This window comes from Blautia glucerasea (assembly GCF_020537505.1).
Taxonomy (GTDB): Bacteria; Bacillota; Clostridia; order Lachnospirales; family Lachnospiraceae; genus Blautia_A.
Map to the genome: position 1 here is coordinate 185,209 of NZ_JAJBMO010000007.1, position 19,734 is coordinate 204,942.

Sequence of the window (19,734 nt, forward strand, 5' to 3'; positions counted from 1 at the left end):
GGAAGGTGACCCGGAATGAGAAAATGGATTGGTAAATTTAAAACAATTTCCATACAAAAGAAAATGGCAATTGCGATGTTAGTTACGCCTGTTTTGTCCAGTTTGATCATTCTGGGTTTTTATTATAACTATACAAGAGAGTTTTATCGTGAAAAGGTGGCCATATTTCAGGAAAACAACCGTAAAAATATGACTGCCAATGTGAATAATATTCTGCGTCAGATTGATACGGTATCGGATCAGGTATTGGGGCTTGCAGTTTTGTCTTCTGAATTTGAAAATTATTCGGAAAAAAGTACATATGACCGTTTGCTTTTGTATCGGAAAATAACATCTCAGCTTACAAATATCTGCATCTCAAATGATACTATAGACAATATTTATATATTGGATTTTGATGGAAATGGTTTCAGTTCCAACAGCGAGTGGAATGAAGAGGTTTATAAAGAGGAGCTGGCAGAGCCTTTGTCCAGGGACCAGCAAGGGAAAACAGTGATTCTCCCACCTCACAGGGCAGCTTACAGATACCGCGGAAATGGAGATAAAGCTCCCTATATGGTCAGTCTGCTGATTTATTTGAACAGATATACACAAAGTGGTGCAATCGGACTGATCCAGATGGATATTCCCTATGAAAAGATCAGAAAGTCAGTGGAATTGCTGGAAATGACCCAGAGTGATTTTTCTTTTATTGTAGATGAAAACGATTATCTGATTTATGCTCCTGATTCCGCAGATATAGGGAAAAAGGCCAGTAATGTTGTTTACGGAAGTTATAATCTGGGTGGTCTTTGGGAGAAAGTCAACGCAGATTATAAAAAAGAAAATAATGGAGAACAAAGTCTGATTAAAAAGGTTGCCCTGTTTAATAAAAAGTGGTATCTGATTCAGGTGAACAGTGATGTCATGTTTCGGGAGGAGCTGGGAAAGATTCAGAATACCTGGCTTCTGGTATTTGTAATCTGTCTGTTATGTGCTCTCGGATTGTCTCTCAGCTTATCCCACAGCATAACAAAGCCCATTGCAGGCCTGATCAAAAGTATGGGAAAAGTCAGTCAGGGAAATTTTAATATTCAGGTAGAAAAGCCAGATAACAAAGATCTGGCAGAATTAGTGGAAAGTTTTAACACCATGATTCTGGAAGTGGATGTTCTGATGAAAGAAAATATTCAGAAAGAGCATGAAAAAACCAGAATGGAAATGATGGCGTTAAATGCAAAGATCAATTCCCATTTTCTTTATAACACTTTAAATACCATTAAGTGGCAGGCCATTTCCCAGAGTCAGATGGATATTGCCAACAGTATTGTGGCGCTGACAAAAATTCTGGAATATAGCTGTAAAAACACCCTGGATATGGTCGCACTTAGAGAAGAGATCCAGTTTATTGAGGACTATATTTATATTCAGAACATGCGGTATGGCAGCAGTGTTGTTGTCAAATATCAGATTGAAGATGACTGCAGAGAGTGTCTGGTGCTGAAAATGTTATTGCAGCCAATTGTGGAAAATGCATTGATTCATGCTTTCGACAATAGCGGAGAGGGAAATGTAATTACAGTTACATGTAAGAAAAATAAGGGACATATGAAGATTTCCGTGTATGACAATGGCCGTGGCTTTCAGTATGAAGGCTTTGACAAGCTTACGGGAATAGGCCTGAATAATATAAAAGACAGACTGGAGCTTAATTTTGGAACAGAATCAGAAATGCAGATTTATAGTGTAATAGGAGAAGGGACCCGTGTGACAATAGTATTTCCGATTGTTGAGGGAGGAAAAGCAGCAGATGAAAGTCTTACTGATCGTAGACGATGAAGCCTATGCAAGGCAGGCCGTGGCAAATACGATTCCGTGGGCCGAGCATGGAGTGGAAGTTCATCAGGTATCCAGCGGAAAAGAAGCACTGGAATTTATGGAAAAACGTACAGTAGATGTGTTGATGACAGACATACGTATGCCGTCAATGACAGGTCTGGAGTTGTTGGAAAAGGTTTATCAGAATGGCTGGTCTCCAGCAGCAATTGTTCTTAGCAGCTTTAATGAGTTTGAGCTTGTGCGCAGTGCCATGCAGCTTGGTGCAGAGGATTACCTGTTTAAACCAACTATGATGCCAACAGACATTTTGGAGTCAGTACAAAGAGTTCTGGAAAAGAAAAAAGAAACAAAGAAAAAGGCAGTTCAGGCTATTTCTAAAAAAGAAATATTGGAAAGGTTTCTTCAGGGAGAAAAGGTTTCCAGGGAGAAATACGGAATTTCAGAGGAGCAATGGCAGGAACTGGAGACAACGGAGTATGCAATTGCCAGTGTCCGATTGACGAAATATCAGGATTGTCTGGTGAGAGTGTTTGGGGACGACCTGAGTCTTATGCAGTTTTCCATTGGAAACGTGCTGGAAGAGGTTATGGGAACGGAGTATGAATGTTTTCTCTATCGGATTAATTACAAGGAATATGCAATTATCTGCTGCAAAACAGAAATTCTTGAGCAAAACAGCTGTTTTATTGATGGGATTTATAACAAGCTGAATTCAGGATTTACGTTCCTGAAGCTGTATTATCAGATTGAAGTTGTAGCAGGTATCAGTAATCTGGTGCAGGGAGCAGAAGCTTTGAATCGAAGCTATGCTTTGGCAGTGGAGCTATGTGCAACAGCAGATTCTGAAGTAAACAAGATTCGTTTTTCCGGCGCACTGGATATTTCCGGTTCAATGAAAAGAGAGATGGTGCAGGCACTGAATTATATTGGTGAAAATCTTGGGAATAAAGAGCTTTCCCTGCAGATGGTAGCTGAAAAAATTGGTGTGAGTAAAAACTATTTCAGTAAAATTTTTAAGGAAAGTACAGGAGTTAAATTTGTAGATTATATTACCAAACAGAGAATGGAACAGGCCAGAAATCTTTATCTGAACAGTGATTTGAAAATATACGAAATTGCAGAACTGGTTGGATATTCGGACTGGCATTATCTTTATAATCTTTATAAGAAGATTTACGGACATTCGCTGTCAAAGGAAAAAGAAGGGAAGAAATAGAGGGGAAAAACATATGTCTTGCCACAAGAATTTAATTATGCGGCAAGACATATGCGTGTAAAGACATATTCAGGAATTCTCCACAGGCAGCATAAGCGCTATCGTGCTGCCTGTTTCGCTGCTTTCCAGCACATTTACGGTTCCCCCGTGCTCTTTGGCAATGGAGTCAACCAGCGCCAGCCCCAGTCCGGCACCTCCCATGGCCCGGCTGCGGGACTTGTCTACACGGAAAAAAGGATCAAAGATTTTTTTTTGATTTTCAGGTGAAATACCGATGCCGGTGTCTGTTACCAGGACCATAGCCTGCCCTTTTTCCTGTTTCACAGAAACGGAAACTGAACCATGGGGGCGATTATATTTAATGGCATTTTCCACCAGATTGTAGACTGCACGATAAAGAAGTACATAGCTGCCGGTGACATCGGTATGCGAATCCTGACTGGCGCTGTCATTAAAATGAATGGAAATTCCTGCTTTTTCTGCAACTGGGTCCAGGTCGCAGAAAACCTCATCTACAAGCTCTTCCAGTGTAACCTGATCTGTACGTGGAACAGATTTCAGATTTGTCATGTCAAGAAGAGTTCCCACCAGCTGGGAAAGCCTTGCTGTCTGTTCTTTAATCATGGTGAAAAGCCGTCTGTATTCAATCATTTCCGGTTCCTGCTTTTTCTCGAAAACTTCCAGGTTGGTCTGCAATACTGCTAGTGGTGTCCGCAGCTCATGAGCGGCATTTGCAGAAAACTGTTTCTGTGTACTGAAGGCATTGTCCAGCCTGGCCAGCATTTCATTGAAAGAGCTGGTCAGCTGTGCAATTTCATCCTTTGAATTGGGAACTGCCAGCTGAGTGGAAAGGTTCTGAGCCTGAATCTGACTGACTTCGTTGGTTAGCTTCTGCAGTGGTGTGAGGGTCTTTTTCGTAAGAAAATAAGTACACACACTGGAAAGAAGAATAATGATCGTGGTTGCAATAACACTTCGGAGAAGAAAAGCCTCTTTGGTTTCCTGGATTTCCTGCTCAAACTGAGGAAAAAGGGCTTTGGGATCTACATTAAAGGTAATGGGGGAATCTCCATCCTGGGGATCCACCTTGATCATGTAATTCTGCAATCCGTCCATTCCCGATACGGCGGAATGACTGATGAAAAAATACATAAGAACGCAGGAGATGATCATCAGTAAGGACAGCAATAAAGTGAGTTTCAGCTGAAGTGAGGTGTGGAAACGTTTTTTTATCATCTGTATTCCTCCAATATATAGCCCTGGCCAATTTTATTCTGAATAGGGTCAAATCCAATTGCAGTCTTTAGTTTTTTTCTAAGAGATGAAATGTGCACACGGATGGAATTGCTGAAGGTATTTACGCTTCCGTCCCAAATATGTTCAATCATTTCTTCCGGTGAAATTACACGGTTCTGATGGAGCAGGAAATATTCCAGAAGGCTGCTTTCTTTTCTGGTAAGGGAAATCGGCACTCCATTTACAGAGGTTTCTCTTGTTCTGGTATCAAAGGTAAGCTGATTCCATTTCAGGCATACATCCTCCTGAACAAATTTCCGCCGGGTAAGGCTTCGGATTCTGGCTTCCAGCTCCTGAAAGTGAAAGGGTTTGGTAAGATAATCATTGGCTCCCAGATCCAGACCGTTTACTTTATCTTCAATCTGATCACGGGCGGACAGGATCAGAACCGGGGTATTGGTATTGTGCTCCCGGAACTGGCGGAGGATTTCCAGACCGTCCGTTCCGGGAAGATTTAGATCCAGCAGGATCAGGTCATAATTTTCTGTCATACACAGGCAAAGCCCTTCGTCTCCATCGAAACAGATATCTGTTTCATAACCATCTATGCGAAGTCCCTCCGCAACAGAGCGGCAGAGCTGTTCTTCGTCTTCTATAATTAAAATGTGCATATTGTCTCCTTTTATAATGATGTCTTTGTCTCCTAATATTTTATCATATTTTAAAAAAAATAAAAATCTTAACACAGATTTTATAGGAAAGATGTTAAAATACGTTCAGACAAATAAAAAACGTTGAAAGGAAAAATAAAAATGATGAATAAAAAAAGATTTATGGCAATTCTGGCAGCAGGAGTTCTGACCGCAACATCTTTCAATCCGGCTATGATCAAGGCTGAAAGCGTATCAGCAGAAGAAGCTGGCATGGCAGTTCCGGCAGATGCAGCAGGCATGAGCGTACCTGCGGATGCAACTGGCGCAGCAGTATCAGCAGATGAGGCCGGCGCAGCAGTATCAGCAGACGAGGCCGGTGTAGCAGTTTCTGCAGACGAAGCAGGCGTAGTGGTATCAGGTGACGATTCTGAGACAGCTGTTTTCTCTGAAGATGGCACGCCTGTGAAAAAAACAGTAAAAGCAGCAGATATCAATATGAAGGTGCAGGATTCCTACGATTTCCCATTCCTTGGCTTAAAGGCAGTCCTTCCGGAAGAACTGAAGAAACAGATAGAAAACTCCGATATGCTTATGATCACAGAGGAAGAATGGAATGATGACATGACCGGCTTCAAGTATGCCTTTTTCCACTGGAATAAGCTTACTGAGGAGCAGAAAAACGAAGATGTAAACCTTCTTGGAACCGGCTATGAGGACTGGCTTAAGAGCATCGAAAGAGTTGGTACACTTGGTGTTTACAGCAAGGATGTGATCGATGATCTGGATTCCATCACAGGCTGTAACGAGCACAAAGAGCTGGGAACCAGCGAGGATGGAAATTATAAGTACTATCTCAGCATTAATAAAGATGCTGAATCTGATTTAACAGATGAGATTGAAAAAATCGAGACTACAATTACAGAAATGACAGCATTTGATCCAAATAAATCCGTATTTGATATGCCAGCAGAAAATGCCAACCCGGATGCAGAAAATGTAGGTGCATTTGAGACAACGGATATTGATGGAAATGCTTATACAGAAAAAGTATTCAGCGACTATGACCTGACTCTTGTAAACTGCTTTACAACCTGGTGCTCTCCATGTGTAAATGAAATGCCAGACCTTGACAAGCTTTATCAGGAAATGAAGGAAAAGGGAGTGGGCGTAGTAGGAATGGTTATCGATTCTGTAGGCGAGGACGGAACAACAGATGAAGATATTGTGAAAAAGGCTCAGATTCTCAAGGAAAAAACAGGAGTTACCTATCCTCTTCTGATTCCAGATGCAGGAAACATGAATGGACGTATCAGCGGTCTCAGCAGTTTCCCGGAATCCTTCTTTGTAGATAAAGATGGAAACATTGTAGGTGATCCGATTATGGGCAGCAGAAGTCTGGAAGACTGGAAAGCAGCTGTAGAGGATGCCCTGGAAAATATCAAAGCAGGAGAATAAGCATATGAAAAAAATCGCCGAGTCCAAATGGACAGGAATCGCCCTTGCAGCGGTGGGGATTCTGATGATGGCCTTTGGTATTTACCGGGGTGAAATGGAAGTTGTTTTTACAAAAGCTGTAAATATCTGTATGGAGTGTATTGGAATTGGATGATAAGAAAATGAACATAAAAAACTGGCCCAGACATACCATACAGGCACTCTGGGCAGCACTTACAAATTCCCATATATCCGGATTTGTAACTGGAAAAATATATACAGGAAAGCTGAAAAATGCCTGTGTTCCGGGACTGAACTGCTATTCATGTCCCGGGGCAGCAGGAGCCTGTCCAATTGGATCCTTACAGGCCGTGGTTGGAAGCTGGAACTTTAAATTTGCCTACTACGTAATCGGATTTCTGATTTTTGTAGGAGCGATCCTGGGAAGACTGGTGTGCGGATTTCTCTGTCCGTTTGGACTGATCCAGGATCTGCTGAATAAGATTCCTTTTCCAAAGAAAATTCGTACCTTCAAAGGAGACAAACTTCTTCGAAAGCTGAAATACGTGATTTTTCTAGTGTTTGTAATTCTGCTTCCCCTGTTTCTCACAGACATAATGGGGCAGGGAGCGCCCTATTTCTGTAAGCTGATCTGTCCGGCCGGAACGTTGGAGGGCGGACTGCCGCTGGTACTTTTGAACAAGGCGATGCGCGGTGCCATTGGCTGGCTGTATATATGGAAAAACACAATTCTAATCGTGACAATTGTTCTTTCCATTATCATTTACAGACCATTTTGCCGTTATATTTGTCCGCTTGGCGCGTTTTATTCCGTATTCAATAAGGTTTCCATTTACCGTTACCGGGTAGATATGGAGAAATGCGTTGGCTGTGGAAAATGTGCAAAGGCTTGCCAGATGGAGGTCAATCCTGTGGAAAACCCCAACAGTCCGGAATGTATCCGTTGCGGACGTTGTAAGCAGGCATGTCCGGTACACGCCATTGCGAGTGGGTGCAAGAGATAATAGGGATTCACTTTATGTATGTTTTATAAAAAAAGCTTACTGCAATTTAGACATGGAAAAATGTATGTTTAAGTTGTAGTAAGCTTTTGGTATTTATGGAGCTCTAGAGCCTGTCTGCTGGGGGCATATCAGAAAATACTCTCAATCACTCCGCGGAGATAATCGTAGCAGATCTTAAGATTTTTCTCCCCCTCTTTGTCCAGCGGAATCTGCAGAGTGCGCTCCACGCCGTTTCGGGAAATGACGCATGGAAGACTCATTGCGATTCCCTCCAATCCATATTCCCCTTCCAGGACAACGGAGGCTGGTACTATAGCGCGCTCATTTCGCATGATAGCACCCACAAGACGACATACGCTAAGGGCGATACCGGAGCTCGTGTAGCCCTTCAGTTCTACAATATCCAGACCGCTGACCTTCACCTCGTGAAGCAGCTTTTCACAGTCAATTGGCTCCTTCAGGCCAAACTGTTTCTGAAAATCATGAAAAGGAATTCCTACTATATTAACTGCATTCCATGGGATAAAGCTAGTGCCGCCGTGTTCGCCCAGAACGAAGCCGGTGACATTTTTTGCATCTACGCCGCAAAGGTCGGCTAGCATTTTATTGAAGCGGGCGGTGTCCAGGAGCGTACCGGTACCGATCAGAAGGTTTCGGGGATAGTTGAATTCCTTCTGTGCGATAAAGGTAAGAATATCCATAGGATTTGAAACATTGATAATAATGGCAGAACGGGTGTAAGTGGTGATCTGTGTCATGATCTCCTTCATCACCTGTACATTGGTCTGCAGCAGCACCATGCGGTCACGGGAGTTGCCAGGCTGAATGCTGGGACCGGCAGTGTTGATGATGATCTGGGCGTCCTTACAGTCTTCGTAGGTTCCTACGCGGATGTTGGCGTTGGCACTATATGCGAAGGCTGTGGTGTGGCTGGCATCTAACACAACCCCCAATGCTTTTTTCTCATTTCTGTTTATGACAACAATCTCATCTGCAAGATTCATTCGAAGAAGAGAATCCAGAATGGCAGATCCCACATGACCTGCGCCAATCAGAACAATTTTTCCATAACTTATATTTTCCATGATGTCAGGCTCCTTTAGAAACGTAAACTTTCATATATGGTGATGTCACCGACAGGCGACATGTCCGTTTTGAGAATAAGAATAGCACTTGTGTGATGCAGAAACAAGAGAATTTTGGATTGCACTGTAAAAAATACGGAATGATAAAAATGAAAACGATTTTCATATTGACTTAAAAAAAGAATCTGCTATAATATGAAAATGATTTTCAAATTGGAGGCGTAAGCGATGAGTGAAAAAGTACAATACCGTACCAGGCAGATCACAGAGCTGGAGAATTATCTGTGCTCTATGGAAGGAAAGCATGTTACGGTCAGCGATATATGTAAATACTTTAAAAGTCAGGGCATTTCCATTGGAACCACCACGGTGTACCGCCAGCTTGACCGGATGGTAGAGCAGGGGCTGGTTGCAAAATATGTGGTAGATGGTACAAGCAGCGCATGTTTCGAATATCTGGGACATGAGGAACATTGCCACAAGCATGTATGCTTTCATTGTAAATGCGAGAAATGCGGGAAAGTGATCCATCTGGAATGCCAGGAGATGACACATCTGGGTGAGCATATGCTGGCTGACCACGGATTTCAGTGGGATTTTACCCGGACTGTGTTTTATGGAATCTGTGAGGAGTGCAGGGGATATGTGGAGTGATTTGTATTTTGAAGTGAAGAGGTTCATTATGTATAAATTAAAAAATAAATTTAGGCAGCTTTTTCTGACGGCTGCCACAGTCGGCGCAGCCTGTCTTCTTGCTGGATGCGGTGTGGGCGCGTCCGCGGCGGAAGCTGGTGATTCGGGAGCGGCGGAAGGCCAGAGTGATGCTGGCAGCAGTCAGAATTCTGGCAGTTCAGACAGCCAGAGGCTTCAGGTAGTAGCTACAATTTTCCCAGAATACGACTGGGTAAAAGAAATTCTGGGTGACCAGGCGGATAACGTGGATCTTACCCTGCTTCTTGGCAATGGAACAGACATGCACAGTTTCCAGCCCACCATGGCGGATATCCTGAAGGTATCCACCTGTGACGTATTTATTTATGTAGGCGGAGAGTCCGATTCCTGGGTAGCCGATGTACTGAAAGGCGCCGGAAACCCGGAACGAAAAGCCATCAATCTGATGGACGTGCTGGGAGACCAGGCGAAAGAGGAAGAAGTTGTAGAGGGAATGCAGGATGAAGATGGGCATACCCATGTAGAAGCTGATTCTGCCGATGCCCATGATAGCGATGCAGATTCAGATAAGGAGAGAACAGAAAGTGAAGTAAGGGAAGATTCTTCACATGATTCTGAGGGGCATTCCCACGATGAGGGGACGGATGATGACTTAGAATACGACGAGCACGTCTGGCTGTCCCTGAAAAATGCTTCCTTATTCTGCGACACCATCGCCAGCACCCTGGCCGACGCAGACCCGGAACATGCCCAGCTTTACCAGCAGAACGCTGCGGTCTACGAAGAAAAGCTGGCAGCCCTGGATCAGGATTATCAGACCACAGTGGACGGATCCCAGTCTAAGACCCTGCTTTTTGCAGACCGTTTCCCATTCCGTTATTTAACGGACGATTACAACCTTACTTACTACGCTGCCTTCACCGGCTGTTCTGCAGAAACAGACGCCAGCTTCGAGACCATTACGTTCCTGGCTGGCAAGCTGGATGAGCTGAAGCTTCCGGTGGTTCTCACCATCGAGAATTCTGACCAGAAAGTAGCGAAAGCAGTGATTGAAAATACAAACACCAGGGATCAGAAGATTTTGACATTAAATTCTATGCAGTCCGTGACAGCCCAGGACATGGAAGAAGGCACAACCTATCTTTCCATTATGGAAAATAATCTGCAGATCCTGAAGGAGGCATTATGAGTCTGATTACCTGTGAGAACCTTACATTAGGATATGAAGGAAAAGCGATTTTGTCCGGGCTGAATTTCACCGTAAATTCTGGCAATTACCTTTGCATTGTAGGGGAAAACGGCTCCGGCAAATCCACACTGATGAAGACACTTCTTCATCTCCAGAGCCCTATGAGCGGCAGCATCACTCTTGGAGAAAATTTAAAAATCAACGAGATCGGCTACCTGCCGCAGCAGACCGCTCTTCAGAGAGACTTCCCTGCTTCGGTAGAAGAGATTGTGATGTCCGGCTTCCTGGGAAGAATGGGACTTCGTCCTTTTTACAATAAGGCGGAGAAAAAAGAAGCCCACGAACTGATGGAAAAAACCAGGATCACAGACCTGGAGAACCGCTGTTACCGTGAACTTTCCGGGGGGCAGCAGCAGAGAGTGCTTTTGACCAGGGCCCTTTGCGCCACAAGGAAAATCCTCCTTCTGGATGAGCCTGTTTCCGGCCTGGATCCGGTGGCTACTGCGGATATGTACCAGATCATCAATGAATTAAATAAAGAAGACAAAGTAACCATCATCATGATCTCCCACGATATCAGCGAGGTGGCAACCTATGCAAGCCATGTGCTGCATATCGGACAGAAGGTTTTCTTCGGAACAAAAGGGGAATATCTGAAAAGCAAGATTGGAAAGCGGCTTGTGGACGCTGGAGAGGAGGGAAAAGCATGAGCGGAATATTCGAAAAGCTGGCATTTTATTTCCAGTATCCATTTGTGTGGTATGCGCTGATCGTAGGTGTGCTTATTGCCCTTTGTTCCTCACTTCTGGGCGTGACGCTGGTGCTGAAGCGGTTTTCTTTTATTGGGGACGGGCTTTCCCATGTGGCATTTGGGGCAATGGCCATTGCGTCGGTGCTGAATTTCAGCAACAATATGCTGTTTGTCATGCCGGTAACGGTGATCTGCGCGGTGCTTCTTCTTCGCACCGGACAGAGCACTAAGATTAAAGGGGACGCGGCAATCGCCATGATTTCTGTGGGTGCTCTGGCTGTTGGTTATCTGCTGATGAATGTATTTTCCACAGGCTCCAATATTTCTGGAGATGTGTGCAGCAGCCTGTTTGGTTCCACTTCCATTCTGACACTGACCGCAGCGGAGGTGTGGCTGTGCGTGATTGTGTCTGTAATCGTGGTGGCATTGTTTGTGGTATTTTATCATAAGATTTTTGCCGTTACCTTTGATGAAAATTTTGCCAAAGCTACTGGAACTAAAACAGATGTGTACAATCTGCTGATCGCGGTGATCACAGCGGTGATCATTGTGCTGGCTATGAACCTGGTAGGATCCCTGTTAATTTCGGCGTTGATCATTTTCCCGGCATTGTCGGCAATGCGGATTTATAGGCGGTTCAGCGCAGTAATTGTGTGCTCCGCGGTTTTATCAGTCGTCTGTGCTTTTTTGGGAATTATCGTTTCCATCCTGGGCGGGACTCCGGTTGGTTCCACTATTGTGGCAGTAGATATTGTGGTGTTTTTGGTGACAAGTCTGGTTGGGAAGGTTTTGGAAAGATAGAATATAAGGATGATGTCGCCGGAAGGCGGCATGCCCGTTTAGTGAGGCGTTCCTGCGAGTAGTTCAACTTGCCAAGGGCGCCTCGTTTTTTTACGTACAACGAGCCAAGGGTGGGGCTTGCACGAGACATTAGCAGCTGCTACGATAACGAGCAAAACCTGCAGAAGATGCTTGGTTTTGACTTTGAAAAGGGGTGCTTGACGAAAATACTAACCAGAGTATAGTGCCTTTTTGGGGGAGGATTTCTTATAATATAGTTACAGCAGTTAAACTGGTGCAGTTACGGTATGTTTTTGGCATCAGACTACGAATTAGAAATTATATTTTTCAGGGAGGCGCTTATGAAAAGAAAAATAATTGCTGCAATATTTACCGGGATGCTAACCACCGCATTGTGTCCATCCATTGCCGGCGCAGAAATTGAAAACCCGGAAGACTACATGGGCGTGTGGTATGCTAACTATGTAATATACTCTGACGAGAGCAGCGAACGCCACAACGTAGCGGAATATCTGAATCAGTACATGGAATTGAGACTGATGGAGGACGGAAGGGCTTATGTTGAAATGTCCTATAATAGCCAGGATCCTGGTGCAGCGGAAGTATTGAAGGCGTCCTGGGAGCTGGCAGATGGGCAGATCCTTGTTTCCATGGAAGAAGGAGATATTTATTTTGATACGGTGGATGGCGAGTTTGTGGGAGGTATCGATCAGGACACCCATGTGATTTTTGAGCGGGAGCTGGTGCAGACGGGAAATAGCCAGAACCTGGATGATCTGACGGATAGCGAAAAGGTGAAGATCCAAAAGGAGAATCCTTATATTTATCATCCGGAAACAGATGATCCCGAGGATATTATTGCCTGCTATCTTGGCGCAGTAAATCTGGAAAAAGGCTATGAGGTTTCCCTGGATGAAGAAACGGGAACTTTCACGGCTCATTGGGCGGGAGATGAATATTATGATCCCAAGGACTATATTGGAAGCTACAGAATAACGGATGATAACTATATTAACATTCGCTGGAGAGAGGCTGCAAATGAGTACGGCGACAACTGTTATGGCGCAGTTCTGATAGACCGCTGGAACCAGCTTACGGTGAAGGAGGATCTTGGAAATCTGGCGGAAGTAATGTCCGCTATGGCAAATGATGTAAACAGCGGCCGTGTTTTTACTGCCCATATGACGGAAATCACAGAAGGTTCTGAAAACCAGGGTGCTGTGAAATTTATAGACGGGGATTATGAAATTTCCTATAGCTATCAGGTACTTCCAGGAGCAGATCCTATGGTGACACTGACACGGTATGATGAGGAATATGATTATGAGCAGGTGTGTACGAATTATCAGTTGAGGGAGATGCTGTAGGGGATTTTTGGCAGCTTACTTTGAAAGCTCTGGGTGGCAGCAGCGGCGAAACTGATTTTCGGATATGATGATATCGTCTGGCAGGGCAAGGATAAAGCAGCTGCATCGGTTGAGATTACAACCTGATGCAGCTGCTTTTGTAGTAAAGGGATTGGGATGAAGGTTATTTAAGGTTTCGTTTCATAACGGATTATTGGAAAAATTTTACAATCAGTATCACAGCTCCTAACACTGTCAGCACAATACCCAGTGCCCTGTTCAGTGTCTTTGCAGAAGCCTTGTTTGCGAAAACTGCAGCTACCCGGGCGAAGAACAGGGTGCTGAGTACGCACAGAATCAAAACGGTAAGATCTGGCATGCCGCCAAGATAGAAGTGGCTGGCAGCGCCTGTAAATGCGGTGAAAGTCATGATAAATACGCTGGTTCCAACCGCTGTTTTCAGCTCATATCCAAGCACAGAGGTAAGAATGAGAAGCATCATCATACCGCCGCCTGCCCCTACGAAACCGCAGATCAGACCGATCACAATCCCACAGAGGATGGACTGGATGATCCTGGTTTTCTTATCTACTGCCATCATTTTTTCCTTAGTGGTCATGACTGGTTTTACAATAAATTTAATACCAAGAAGCATGGTCATAAAGGTGGAAAAGCTTCCCATTGCATTTCCAGAAACGAACCTGGACAGAAAGCTGGCAATAAATGTAAAAAGCATAACGGTGAACATCATCACCAGTCCGTTTTTGATATCCAGGTTTTTGTTTTTTCCATACTCATAGGAAGAAACTGCGCTGGCCAGAACATCGCTGGCGAGGGCAATTCCGATAGCCTGGTAGGGATCCATCCCAAGAAATGTAATAAGCATAGGGCTGATAACCGCCGCTGCGCTCATTCCTGCAAAGCCTGTGCCAAGTCCGGCACCCAGTCCTGCCAGGATACAGACGATAACTGTTGTGATCATAAGAAATCTCCTCTCGTTTGTTTCATATTTAAGATATTTGCTCTGAATTTCTGAGCCGTTTTCATGTAGGCATCCATTTCTTCTTCAGAAATCCCGGCGGTCATCTGCATACCGAATTCCCGCTGGCTTAGCCGTCCGCTTTGTACGATTTCTTCGCTTTTTTCTGTAAGAATCAGCCGTGTGATCCGGCGGTCACTGGCATCTGGCTGGCGCTGAATGTACCCGCTTTTTACTAGCAGATCAACCGCCACCGAAGCAATTCCCGTCCGGATTCCACGGATTTCACAAATATCTCTTGCAGTGTTATACTCTGGATTATTGGCCAGAAACATAAGTACATCAAAGCTTGTCTGACTGAGCTGATACTTTTTACAAACAGGCTGGCAAAAGGTCTCGTAGGCTTTCATGGCTTTTGTGCTGATGGAAATGAAGTCGATTGGGTTCATGATGTTTTGGTTCACCTTCTTTTTTAAATGGTTTAAAATTGAATATTCTAATATTAGAATAAATAACAAGAGATGTCAAGTGCCTGTTTTACAGGCTTTCCGGGGCATTAGTCATTTTGTCTGGTATTGTAAAGCTGTGTCAGATTTGTCGTAAATTTGTGGTCAAAAAATGATGAGAAATGGAGAGTGCTAATAAAATGAACGCAGGCAGCGAAAGCAACTGCGTTCATGAGCAAGTAGCGAAAGCGGATTGCGAATGTCCTATTTATATAACGTATACGAATGTAAATGGATATTTGATTCCGAATCTCACCTATAAATCCGGTGAGCAGATGGAGTAACTTGGAAAGTATGGTTTTCTTCGCAGAGATTATCTGAAGAATCATCGAAATTCAATCTATCAGGTGATGCTTTTGGGTTTGTCAATATGGAAATCATACTGATTAGAATATATCTTCGGAAGAAGTTTGATTGTATGTAAATTATTATTTTAATGACCAGATGAGGGTATAAATTGCATTCCAAGTGCAGTGAATATAATGCGCATGAACATGAAATTTTAAATATTATGAAGACAAAATTTGGTTGATTAACCAGGTAAAAGTGATATACTGAATGCATAAGAAAAGAAACCGTGTGGAATTACAGTTTTGTTTTCACACGGTTTTTTAGAAAATGAAAGTTAGATATTACTAACATGAGCGCTGGCAGTTTTTTTGAAAATGAAAAAGAGGACGGATTTCTATGAGAATATTGATTTATGGTGCAGGTGTGATTGGATCCTTGTATGCGGTCTTATTTGCAGAAACTGGTTATGATACGAGTATTTATGCCAGAGGTAAAAGACTTGAGTTTTTAAAGAAAAATGGACTGCTTTATAAGAAAAACCAGAACATAAGGCGGGCAGAAGTATAAATAATGATGGTATCCTTGATGCAGCACTCACTCCAAGAATGATTCAGCCGACAACATTTGCAGAAATATCAGGAAATAAATCCGAAAAGACAAAGCAGTTTTCAAAGATATTAAGGCATGCTCATATACCATATCAGAAAGTAGTGGATATGCATATGTGGCAATTATGTCATCTTGCCATGGTGGTGCCGATTGCAGATGCATATTACGAAGCAGATTGCCCGGAAAGAGCGGGAAAAGACTGGAAGCTTATGAAGAAAACAGCAAAAAAATTGAAAAGAAATTTTAGCTTTTTGCGAAAACAGGCAGGTAGGCTGTCACCTTGTAAAATGAATATTTTTCGTTTTTTACCACTGCCAATTATGACGATTATGCTTGCTGTTACATTCGAAAGTAGCTTTGGAGATAAATTTATGTATCAACATGCCAGGAAGGCACCAGATGAAATGAGGGAACTGCATAAGCAATTTTATGCTTATATGAAAAAACTAAAGGAGGCCAGATATGAAATTTTATGAAAGTGGAGACAGTAGTAAACCAGTGATATTTTTATTTCCTGGTACCTGTTGCCTGTATAGTAGCTTTGATCATATACTGGATAGATTACATTCTTATTTTTACACGGTAACAGTTTCTTATGATGGATTTGATCCAAATGAGAAAACAGAATTTTATTCAATGGAAGATGAATGCGAAAAGATTGAGCAGGAAATCAAGAAAAAGTATGATGGAAGAATTAAAGCAGCGTATGGGTGTTCCCTTGGAGGAAGTTTTGTATCCCTTTTGATTCAGCGAAAAAGAATTCATATAGATCATGGCATCATTGGGAGCAGTGATATGGATGAAGCTGGTCAGTTTATGGCGAAAATTCAGTCATCTGTAGTTGTGCCGATTATGTATAAAATGGTACATACTGGTAAATTGCCTAAATTTATGCAAAAGAAAATAAATGAAGCAGATAAATCAAAGAAAGAAATGATTGATGGATTTTTAAATATGTTCGGCATTGAGCAGGGAGGAAATCCATGGATTACGAAACAGAGTGTTTATAATCAGTTTTATTCTGATCTGGTTACGAAAGTCCAGCATGGAATTGATGTGCCGGGAACTACGATACACGTGTTTTACGCAACAAAGATGGGCAGAAAATATGAAAAGAGATATTGTACTTATTTTAAAAATCCGGATATTCGGAGACATAACATGCAGCATGAAGAACTGTTTTGCTGTCATAGTACAGAGTGGGTGGAAGAAGTAAGAAAGGCAGTGGAAGGCGACAGATAATGAAAGAAAAAGTGAATGTGACAGGTGTGCCGGAAACGATGGTACAGACCCTGTATGCAAGAGCAAAAGAAACAAGAAAGAAAAATGCTAAAATAAACGACGAAATTGCAGAAGAACTTGTGAAAAATCTTGATTATGACTTTTCTAAAGCGGATAAAGATAAAGCCATGAACTATGGCGTGATTGCAAGAACAATTGTATTAGACCGGATGGTTGAGCAATATTTGGAGAAAAATGCAAATACAATTGTTATAAATATTGCATGTGGACTGGATACCAGATGTTATCGAATGAAAGGGAAATATCTGCATTGGTACAATATAGATTTGCCGGAGACTATGAAGATAAGGCGGCAATTTCTTCCAGAAACAGGTCCGATATATCAGATTGCAAAGTCTGCAATGGATGATTCCTATGTAGATGATATAGATTATCACTGTGAGAATGTTCTGGTAATAATCGAAGGGCTTACAATGTATTTGTGTGAAAAAGATATCAGAAAGATGTTTTTTATTATTGAAAAATCATTTCAGGAAGTAACCGTAATGGTCGAAACCATGTCACCTTTTGTTGTAAACCATGTGAAAGAAAAATCCATAGAGGGAAGCAATGCAAAATTCACATGGGGAGTTAAGAACGGAACAGAACTGCAAAGAATTGTGCCGAGATTTTCTGTTCAACAGGAAGTCAGTCTGGTTGAAGGAATGAAAAAGCTTATGCCGATTTATCGTGTGATAGGAAAGATTCAAATCGTTCGGAATATCTCAAACAAAATAATAGTTTTGGAGAAACGTGGCCGATATTAAGGAGATGATACAAATGAAGAAAAGACATTTTGATGTGGAAACAGATGGATTTTATGGAGCATATTGGAAATGTAAAACAGGCTCAGACTGTGCAATGATAGCAATGATCGGAGATGATCCAGAGGATTATCTGGCGCGTACATCCGTGAAATGGCTACATAAACTCGGCGTAAATGTGATGACGATGTCACCTGGAAAAAAGGATTATGGACATCATAATTATCCATTGGAACGTATAGGGAAAGCAATCAATTGGTTAAAAATGAATAGTAATCAGAAGATAGGAATTGTCGGGGCATCTACTACAGGAACACTTGCATTGACTGCCGCTTCTTATTTTGAGGATATTACATTAACGATAGGTCTGACACCGAGTGATTTTATCTGGCAGGGGTTTATGCAGGGCAAAAAAGATGGCTGTAAGGAATGGCCGATTGAAGGAGAATCTCTTTTTTCGTATAAAGGAGAACCACTTCCATACATGCCGTTTTGTTACAAACATCCGGATTACTGGCATGTGATTGAGAAAGAAACAAAACGGACCGGTGATATGATCAATTCAAGAAAACTATTTGATGATTCTGAAAAGGCTCACCCAATCACAGAAGACGAGATGATCAAGATTGAAAAAATCCATGGAACGTTATTGCTGATTGGTGCGGAAGATGATGTGTTGTGGGATACTGCAAAATATATCCGCCGAATGAAACAGCGAATGAAAGAACACCCTCATACATGCAGATTAGAGTTTGTAATTTATGAGCATGGAACCCATTTCGTTTTTCCAGATAGCATGCTAAAGACAATGCTCCCGGTTGGCTCCGGACTCTTTGTGAAACTGGCATTTCAGGCAGCAAGAAAATATCCGGAAGAATGTCGCAGAGCACGACTGGATATTGACCAGCGGGTAAGAAATGCTGTTGCAAAATGGAAAAGAGTAGATAGATAAAAGATAAAGAAAATCTAAACAGTAGACTTGACAAATTCCTGTAATGAGTTAAAATGGGGATGTGAAATAAGTCCCTAAAAGAAATAGGACCATTCGTTCATGCGAAAGGTCCTATTTTTGTGGTAAAATTAACTTGCGATGAAAACTTTACACAATAATTATTGTAATTCAAAACAAGGATATTTACCACTGTTTCTTTCAGATTGTTTGGATCTGCTGGATCCTGTTTTAACATTTGACAGATTGATGGGAGGAATCGATTTAAACAAGTATCTGACGGATATTCCGGAGTACACAACCGGACGACTCAGATATAATCCAGTCAACATGTTAAAAACAGTACTTTTCGGATTTATGACTAGCGGCTACTGCTCTCTGAGAGAACTGGAAGACAACTGCAAAGTTAATATCAGGTTCATGTATCTCATGGATCACCAGACTCCGTCATACAGAACCTTTGGATATTTCATCAATGAAATACTTCAAGATAAGATTGAAAACATTTTTAACGACATCAATCATGCTATCTTTAACGATGAGCATGTAGATCTGCAACATCTCTACATCGACGGCTCCAAGTTTGAAGCAAACGCAAACAAGTATACCTGGGTATGGAAGAAGGCTACCGAAAAGTTCCGTTACAAGCTTTACGAAAAAATCACAGCGGAGATTGAGGAGATTAATGCAGAAATCGCATGGAGCGGGGTGCAGATCACAACAAATCCGGAGTATGTACCGGATTATCTGAATGAAATCGTTGAGCAGCTAGTACTTTTATGGGAACTGGATACAAGTACATTTGTTTACGGAAGTGGAAAGCGAAAATCCAAAGAACAGCGTCATTATGAACACTTGACTACTTTCTGTCAGAAACTTCAAGAATACATACAAAAAATTGAAATCTGTGGTCCTAATCGAAATAGTTACTCTAAAACAGATAACTCAGCTACCTTTATGCGTATCAAAACGGATTACATGGGCAATGATCAGCTTCTGCCAGCATATAATGTACAGATTGGTGTAGCAGATGAATATATTGCAGTTGTTGACGTGAACCATTATCGTTCGGATATGGATTGTTTCGTTCCTTTGATGGAGCACTTCAAACAAACTTATGGATTCTATC

20 protein-coding genes and 2 pseudogenes are annotated in these 19,734 nt (G+C 42.4%); 17 read left to right on the forward strand and 5 right to left on the reverse strand.

From position 1 onward, the window contains the following. Positions 1-15 precede the first annotated feature (15 nt). Positions 16-1,818: a cache domain-containing sensor histidine kinase gene (locus LIQ05_RS08480; RefSeq protein WP_226819887.1), complete on the forward strand. Its 1,803-nt coding sequence runs from the start codon at positions 16-18 to the stop codon at positions 1,816-1,818. Next, a complete protein-coding gene (locus tag LIQ05_RS08485; RefSeq protein WP_226819888.1) occupies positions 1,790-3,034 on the forward strand; it encodes a response regulator transcription factor in 1,245 nt (414 codons plus the stop codon). The genes LIQ05_RS08480 and LIQ05_RS08485 overlap by 29 nt, the downstream gene beginning before the upstream one ends. A gap of 69 nt (positions 3,035-3,103) precedes the next feature. Here the strand turns inward: LIQ05_RS08485 and LIQ05_RS08490 are convergent, their stop codons facing one another. Both LIQ05_RS08490 and LIQ05_RS08495 read right to left on the reverse strand, forming a co-directional pair. Beyond that, on the reverse strand, positions 3,104-4,270 hold the full coding sequence (locus LIQ05_RS08490; protein WP_226819889.1) for a HAMP domain-containing sensor histidine kinase: 1,167 nt from the start codon (positions 4,268-4,270) through the stop codon (positions 3,104-3,106). Beyond that, positions 4,267-4,941, reverse strand: a complete 675-nt coding sequence (locus tag LIQ05_RS08495) for a response regulator transcription factor (RefSeq protein ID WP_226819890.1) — start codon at positions 4,939-4,941, stop codon at positions 4,267-4,269. The genes LIQ05_RS08490 and LIQ05_RS08495 overlap by 4 nt, the downstream gene beginning before the upstream one ends. A 141-nt stretch (positions 4,942-5,082) precedes the next feature. Between LIQ05_RS08495 and LIQ05_RS08500 the strand changes: the two genes are divergently transcribed. Genes LIQ05_RS08500 through LIQ05_RS08510 form a run of 3 tightly spaced genes read left to right on the forward strand, consistent with a single transcriptional unit; the run spans position 5,083 to position 7,382 of the window. Beyond that, positions 5,083-6,378 carry a TlpA family protein disulfide reductase gene (locus LIQ05_RS08500; RefSeq protein ID WP_226819891.1) on the forward strand — a complete coding sequence of 432 codons (1,296 nt, stop codon included), beginning with the start codon at positions 5,083-5,085 and terminating at the stop codon, positions 6,376-6,378. A gap of 4 nt (positions 6,379-6,382) precedes the next feature. After that, the gene (locus LIQ05_RS08505) at positions 6,383-6,532 is read left to right on the forward strand and encodes a CD1871A family CXXC motif-containing protein (RefSeq protein ID WP_226819892.1); all 150 of its coding nucleotides are present in this window, start codon (positions 6,383-6,385) and stop codon (positions 6,530-6,532) included. Between the two features lie 7 nt (positions 6,533-6,539). Beyond that, positions 6,540-7,382 carry a 4Fe-4S binding protein gene (locus LIQ05_RS08510; RefSeq protein WP_226819918.1) on the forward strand — a complete coding sequence of 281 codons (843 nt, stop codon included), beginning with the start codon at positions 6,540-6,542 and terminating at the stop codon, positions 7,380-7,382. A gap of 128 nt (positions 7,383-7,510) precedes the next feature. On the opposite strand, the gene LIQ05_RS08515 is transcribed toward LIQ05_RS08510, so the two are convergent. Beyond that, positions 7,511-8,467 carry a lactate/malate family dehydrogenase gene (locus tag LIQ05_RS08515; RefSeq protein ID WP_226819893.1) on the reverse strand — a complete coding sequence of 319 codons (957 nt, stop codon included), beginning with the start codon at positions 8,465-8,467 and terminating at the stop codon, positions 7,511-7,513. Between the two features lie 228 nt (positions 8,468-8,695). On the opposite strand from LIQ05_RS08515, the gene LIQ05_RS08520 reads away from it, so the two are divergent. The 5 genes from LIQ05_RS08520 (at position 8,696) to LIQ05_RS08540 (ending at position 13,247) form a co-directional block, all read left to right on the forward strand. Further along, a complete protein-coding gene (locus LIQ05_RS08520; protein WP_226819894.1) occupies positions 8,696-9,121 on the forward strand; it encodes a Fur family transcriptional regulator in 426 nt (141 codons plus the stop codon). 28 nt (positions 9,122-9,149) lie between these two features. Beyond that, the gene (locus tag LIQ05_RS08525; protein WP_226819895.1) at positions 9,150-10,328 is read left to right on the forward strand and encodes a metal ABC transporter substrate-binding protein; all 1,179 of its coding nucleotides are present in this window, start codon (positions 9,150-9,152) and stop codon (positions 10,326-10,328) included. Next, positions 10,325-11,038, forward strand: a complete 714-nt coding sequence (locus tag LIQ05_RS08530; RefSeq protein ID WP_226819896.1) for a metal ABC transporter ATP-binding protein — start codon at positions 10,325-10,327, stop codon at positions 11,036-11,038. The genes LIQ05_RS08525 and LIQ05_RS08530 overlap by 4 nt, the downstream gene beginning before the upstream one ends. Continuing rightward, positions 11,035-11,880 carry a metal ABC transporter permease gene (locus LIQ05_RS08535; RefSeq protein ID WP_226819897.1) on the forward strand — a complete coding sequence of 282 codons (846 nt, stop codon included), beginning with the start codon at positions 11,035-11,037 and terminating at the stop codon, positions 11,878-11,880. The genes LIQ05_RS08530 and LIQ05_RS08535 overlap by 4 nt, the downstream gene beginning before the upstream one ends. A 341-nt stretch (positions 11,881-12,221) precedes the next feature. Next, positions 12,222-13,247, forward strand: coding sequence for a hypothetical protein (locus LIQ05_RS08540; protein ID WP_226819898.1), 1,026 nt, complete (start codon positions 12,222-12,224; stop codon positions 13,245-13,247). A gap of 190 nt (positions 13,248-13,437) precedes the next feature. On the opposite strand, the gene LIQ05_RS08545 is transcribed toward LIQ05_RS08540, so the two are convergent. Beyond that, entirely contained in the window at positions 13,438-14,208 is a 771-nt protein-coding gene (locus LIQ05_RS08545) for a sulfite exporter TauE/SafE family protein (RefSeq protein ID WP_226819899.1), read from the reverse strand. After that, a complete protein-coding gene (locus LIQ05_RS08550; RefSeq protein ID WP_226819901.1) occupies positions 14,205-14,654 on the reverse strand; it encodes a MarR family winged helix-turn-helix transcriptional regulator in 450 nt (149 codons plus the stop codon). The genes LIQ05_RS08545 and LIQ05_RS08550 overlap by 4 nt, the downstream gene beginning before the upstream one ends. A gap of 263 nt (positions 14,655-14,917) precedes the next feature. On the opposite strand from LIQ05_RS08550, the pseudogene LIQ05_RS20290 reads away from it, so the two are divergent. The 7 genes and pseudogenes from LIQ05_RS20290 to LIQ05_RS08580 all read left to right on the forward strand — a co-directional run. Next, positions 14,918-15,070 (forward strand): annotated as a pseudogene (locus tag LIQ05_RS20290) (TnpV protein); the annotation flags it as partial. Between the two features lie 328 nt (positions 15,071-15,398). Then, positions 15,399-15,533 (forward strand): annotated as a pseudogene (locus LIQ05_RS20605) (ketopantoate reductase family protein); the annotation flags it as partial. Positions 15,534-15,607: 74 nt separating this feature from the next. Beyond that, a complete protein-coding gene (locus tag LIQ05_RS08560) occupies positions 15,608-16,087 on the forward strand; it encodes a hypothetical protein (RefSeq protein ID WP_330633970.1) in 480 nt (159 codons plus the stop codon). Continuing rightward, a complete protein-coding gene (locus LIQ05_RS08565) occupies positions 16,074-16,853 on the forward strand; it encodes a hypothetical protein (RefSeq protein WP_226819905.1) in 780 nt (259 codons plus the stop codon). The genes LIQ05_RS08560 and LIQ05_RS08565 overlap by 14 nt, the downstream gene beginning before the upstream one ends. Further along, entirely contained in the window at positions 16,853-17,659 is an 807-nt protein-coding gene (locus LIQ05_RS08570; RefSeq protein ID WP_226819907.1) for a class I SAM-dependent methyltransferase, read from the forward strand. Before LIQ05_RS08565 ends, LIQ05_RS08570 begins: the two co-directional genes overlap by 1 nt. A 13-nt stretch (positions 17,660-17,672) precedes the next feature. Continuing rightward, positions 17,673-18,608: an acyl-CoA thioester hydrolase/BAAT C-terminal domain-containing protein gene (locus LIQ05_RS08575; RefSeq protein WP_226819908.1), complete on the forward strand. Its 936-nt coding sequence runs from the start codon at positions 17,673-17,675 to the stop codon at positions 18,606-18,608. Between the two features lie 246 nt (positions 18,609-18,854). Further along, a partial coding sequence (locus LIQ05_RS08580) for a transposase (protein WP_318289523.1) occupies positions 18,855-19,734 on the forward strand: 880 nt, incomplete at its 3' end.